Genomic DNA, 3,732 nt, shown 5'->3' with positions numbered 1-3,732 from the left:
GCCGGCGCGCCGCCCGCCCTGCCCCGGCTGGGCGACCGCGCCGCCGGCTGGGCGGCCGAGCTGCGCCGCGACGCCGACCGGCTGCCCCGGCCGCTGCCGCGCCAGGTGGTCGACAGCGCGATCGCCACCGTCCGCGAACTCGGTCCCGAGCAGCCCGACACCCTCGTCCACGGCGACCTGCACTTCGGCAACGTCCTGGCGGCCGAACGCGAACCCTGGCTGGCCATCGACCCCAAGGGCTGGGCCGGCGACCCCGCGTACGACTCGATCACCCTGCTCCGCAGCCGGTTCGACGACCTGCTCGCCGCAGCCGACCTGCGCCGCGCCGTGCTGCGCCGCCTGGCGATCTACGCGGAGGCCGCCGAGCTCGACCCGGAGCGCGTCCGCCGCTGGGCCCAGGCCCGCGCGGTCAGCGCCGCCCACTGGGGGCGCGAGCACGGCGACCCGCCGCGGCTGGTCGAAGCCACCGACCGCATCGCGCAGTCGCTCGGCGGTCGGCGCTGAGCTCTCAGCCCGCGGCGCGGGGGAGGTCGGCGACGACGCCGAGCCAGACCTGGGCGGCGTCGTCGAGGGGGACGTCGAGGGCGGCGCAGAGGCCGACGACGGTGCCGAAGCCGGGGCTGGGGAGGCGGCCCATCTCGATCTTGCGCAGCGTCTCGGGGGAGATGCCGGCGCTCTGGGCGACGGCGACGGGGTCGCGGCCGGCCCTGGTTTCGCGGAACAGCGCGCCCAGGCGCCGGCCGGCCTCGATCTGCTCGGGGGTGAGGGGGACTCGCACCATGCCGCCACGCTACTGAACGCGGCGGCCCGCCGTCTCCCCGCGCGGGCACTCAGTGCAGCGGCAGGTCGGGTTCGCCGTCCTGCCGGGGCCCGAGGATGCGGCGGTCGGCACCGGTGATCGGCACGTCGTCGATGGACGCCTCGCGCCGCCGCATCAGGCCGTTCGGGTCGAACTCCCACAGCTCGTTGCCGTAGCTGCGCCACCACTGGCCCGTGTCGTCGTGCCACTCGTACTGGAAGCGGACGGCGATCCGGTCGCCGTCGAAGGCCCACAGGTTCTTGCGCAGCGCGTACTGGTGTTCGCGGGCCCACTTGGCGGTGAGGAAGGCGACGATCCCGGCGCGGCCGGTGACGAAAGTGTCGCGGTTGCGCCAGGTCGAGTCGGGTGTGTAGGCGAGGGCGACGCGCTCGGGGTCGCGGCTGTTCCAGGCGTCCTCGGCGGCCCGCACCTTGGCGAGCGCGCTGTCGCGGGTGAACGGCGGGTAGGGCGGGCGGTCCTCGGCCATGGCGGCCCCCTCGGGATCGGGAAGCGGTTGAGAACGGGCGTTCTCGACCTGTCGTGGACGCTACGCTAGGGAACGACCGTTCTCCACGTCAATCCCCTTCCAGGAGTGCGCAGATGCCCGCCCCGCTGAGCGAGGAACAGACCCGGCAGGACCACGAGAGACTGCTCGACGCCGCCGAAGCGCTGTTCTACGAGAAGGGCATCCGCGCCGTCGGCATGGACGAGGTCCGCTCCGCCTCGGGGCTGCCGCTCAAGCGCATCTACCGGCTCCACCCCACCAAGGACGACCTGGTGGTCGCCGTGCTGCGCCGCCGGGACACGCGCTGGCGCGGCCGGCTGACCGCCGCCGCCGAGGCGCACGCCGACCCCCGGGAGCGGCTGCTGGCCGCGTTCGACTGGCTGGCCGGCTGGTGCGCCGAGCCGGGCTTCCGGGGCTGCGCGTGGATCAACGCCTTCGGCGAACTGGGCCCCGCCTCGCCGGCCGTGCTGGCCGAGGTCCGCGCGCACAAGGACGCCTTCCACCGGCACCTCGCCCAGTGGTCGCGGGCCGCCGGGCTCGCCGACGTTGCGCCCGTCCAACTGCTCGCCGAGGGCGCCATCGTCACCGCCGCGATCACCGGCGGCCCGGATCCGGCCCGGCGGGCGCGGGCCGCCGTCGAGGCGATGCTGGATGCCCGGAGCGGTATTTAAATACCGTCCGGCTGCTAGGGTGTCCCCGTCCCGCCGGTATTCAAATACCGGCTGTCGCAACGAGCGCGCGGCTGCCGCCGCAGTGCAGGGAGCCGTGTCGTGATCGAGTACAAGACCCCGCAGGCGATCGAGAAGATGGCCGTCACCGGCCGGTTCGTGGCCGAGACGCTGGCCGAGCTGTCGGCCCTGGTCGAGCCCGGCCGCGAGGTGATGGACCTGGAGCACCGGGCCCGGAAGCTGGTCGACAGGCGCGGCGCGGTCTCCTGCTACTGGGACTACGCGCCGTCCTTCGGCCGCGGGCCGTTCCGCAACGTGATCTGCCTGTCCGTGAACGACGCGGTGCTGCACGGGCAGCCGCACCCCTACGTGCTGCGCGACGGCGACGTGCTCAGCCTGGACTTCGCGGTGTCCATCGACGGCTGGGTCGCCGACTCCGCCGTCACCGTCGTCGCGGGCACGGCCGCCGAGCAGGACGTCCGGCTGATCGACTCCACCCGCGCCGCGCTGGACGCGGCCATCGCCGCCGCCGTGCCCGGCAACCGCACCGGCGACCTCTCGGCGGCCATCGCGAAGGTCGGCCACGCGGCCGGCTACCGGATCAACACCGACTTCGGCGGCCACGGCCTCGGCCGCACCATGCACGAGGACCCGCACATCGCCAACGACGGCCGCCCCGGCCGCGGCCTGGAGCTGCGCCCCGGCCTGACGCTGGCGCTGGAGCCGTGGTGGTGCACGGGCACGGCGAAGCTGCGGACGGACCCCGACGGCTGGACGCTGCGTTCGGCCGACGGCTCGCGCGGCGCGCACTCCGAGCACACCGTGGCGATCACCGAGGACGGGCCGCGGGTGCTCACCGCGCTGTCCTGAGGCGGCGGTTCGGCACGCTGGGTGAGCGCGGCGTCGACCGGCCGTCACGGCTGTGGCCCGGCCCATAGCCGGAAGGCGGCCCCGTCGGCGCTGAGTGAACGGCCGACACGGAGCGTGCGGGTTTTCGCGGCGGAGGAGCCCGAAACCCGGTGAGGCCGGTCACACGCCGCGCGGGCCGGGCCCGGGAAGTCGCGGCGCCGGCCGCCGGAAAACCCCGAATTACCGCCGGTAATGCGGCTCTGACCTGCACAGACCTTCGAATGCTTGGACATCGGCCGAAACGCCCGTAGCTTCGTAACCAGTGCAGGGCGCACTACCCGGGATCACCCGACACCAACGCCCCGGAGCGGCCACCGAGCCGCACCGCACGGGCAGGGTGACCGCGACGGAGAGCACGTCGGCAAGCGACGGCCCCGTCCGATCCACAAGCGCGAGACAGCAGGCCCCGAGGGGCCCTGGTTCCGCCTTGCCTGCCCGGGGCAGCCGAAAGGAATCGCATGATCTTCCGTAACGAGACCGCCGCCGCCAAGACCGCCACCACCACCGCCACCGAGGGCAACCGCAGCCGCAACCGCGTCCGTGCCGCCATCGTGGCCGGCTCCGCGATGGCCGTCCTGCCGGTGGCCGGACTCGTCACGGCGACCTCGGCGTCCGCTGCCGACGTGTCCACCTGGGACAAGGTCGCCCAGTGCGAGTCGACCGGCAACTGGTCCATCGACAGCGGCAACGGCTTCTACGGCGGCCTGCAGTTCACCTCCTCCACCTGGGCCGCGTTCGGTGGCACCGCCTACGCCCCGCAGGCCAACCTGGCCACCAAGGCGCAGCAGATCGCCGTCGCCGAGAAGGTGCTCGCCTCCCAGGGCCCCGGCGCCTGGCCGGTGTGCTCCGTC

The 3,732-nt window shown here is 74.2% G+C and carries 6 protein-coding genes; 4 read left to right on the top strand and 2 right to left on the bottom strand.

Annotated elements, in window-relative coordinates; translation table 11 throughout:
• Nucleotides 1-504 (top strand): aminoglycoside phosphotransferase family protein (locus tag ACWEMJ_RS33860; protein ID WP_452140981.1); only part of this gene is annotated, 504 nt, incomplete at its 5' end.
• A gap of 4 nt (nucleotides 505-508) precedes the next feature.
• Here the strand turns inward: ACWEMJ_RS33860 and ACWEMJ_RS33855 are convergent.
• Together ACWEMJ_RS33855 and ACWEMJ_RS33850 are read right to left on the bottom strand one after the other, a co-directional pair.
• A complete protein-coding gene (locus ACWEMJ_RS33855) occupies nucleotides 509-781 on the bottom strand; it encodes a helix-turn-helix domain-containing protein (RefSeq protein WP_452140980.1) in 273 nt (90 codons plus the stop codon).
• Nucleotides 782-830: 49 nt separating this feature from the next.
• Nucleotides 831-1,286, bottom strand: a complete 456-nt coding sequence (locus ACWEMJ_RS33850) for a nuclear transport factor 2 family protein (RefSeq protein ID WP_452140979.1) — start codon at nucleotides 1,284-1,286, stop codon at nucleotides 831-833.
• Between the two features lie 113 nt (nucleotides 1,287-1,399).
• Here ACWEMJ_RS33850 and ACWEMJ_RS33845 point away from each other — a divergent pair, with 113 nt between their 5' ends.
• From ACWEMJ_RS33845 to ACWEMJ_RS33835, 3 genes are all read left to right on the top strand, one after another.
• Entirely contained in the window at nucleotides 1,400-1,975 is a 576-nt protein-coding gene (locus ACWEMJ_RS33845) for a TetR/AcrR family transcriptional regulator (RefSeq protein ID WP_452140978.1), read from the top strand.
• Between the two features lie 99 nt (nucleotides 1,976-2,074).
• Nucleotides 2,075-2,842, top strand: coding sequence for a type I methionyl aminopeptidase (gene map / locus ACWEMJ_RS33840; RefSeq protein WP_452140977.1), 768 nt, complete (start codon nucleotides 2,075-2,077; stop codon nucleotides 2,840-2,842).
• A gap of 497 nt (nucleotides 2,843-3,339) precedes the next feature.
• Nucleotides 3,340-3,732, top strand: a 393-nt coding sequence (locus tag ACWEMJ_RS33835) for a transglycosylase family protein (RefSeq protein WP_452140976.1), incomplete at its 3' end; no start/stop codon positions are given.

The sequence above is a fragment of the Kitasatospora sp. NPDC004531 genome, assembly GCF_053602195.1.
Note: the sequence above shows the minus strand (reverse complement) of the source record. Positions and strands in the feature narration are given on the sequence as shown.

Coding starts and splice junctions, on each gene's coding strand:
- ACWEMJ_RS33855 (WP_452140980.1), bottom strand. CDS start 781: ATGGTGCGAGTCCCCCTCACCCCCGAGCAGATCGAGGCCGGCCGGCGC.
- ACWEMJ_RS33850 (WP_452140979.1), bottom strand. CDS start 1,286: ATGGCCGAGGACCGCCCGCCCTACCCGCCGTTCACCCGCGACAGCGCG.
- ACWEMJ_RS33845 (WP_452140978.1), top strand. CDS start 1,400: ATGCCCGCCCCGCTGAGCGAGGAACAGACCCGGCAGGACCACGAGAGA.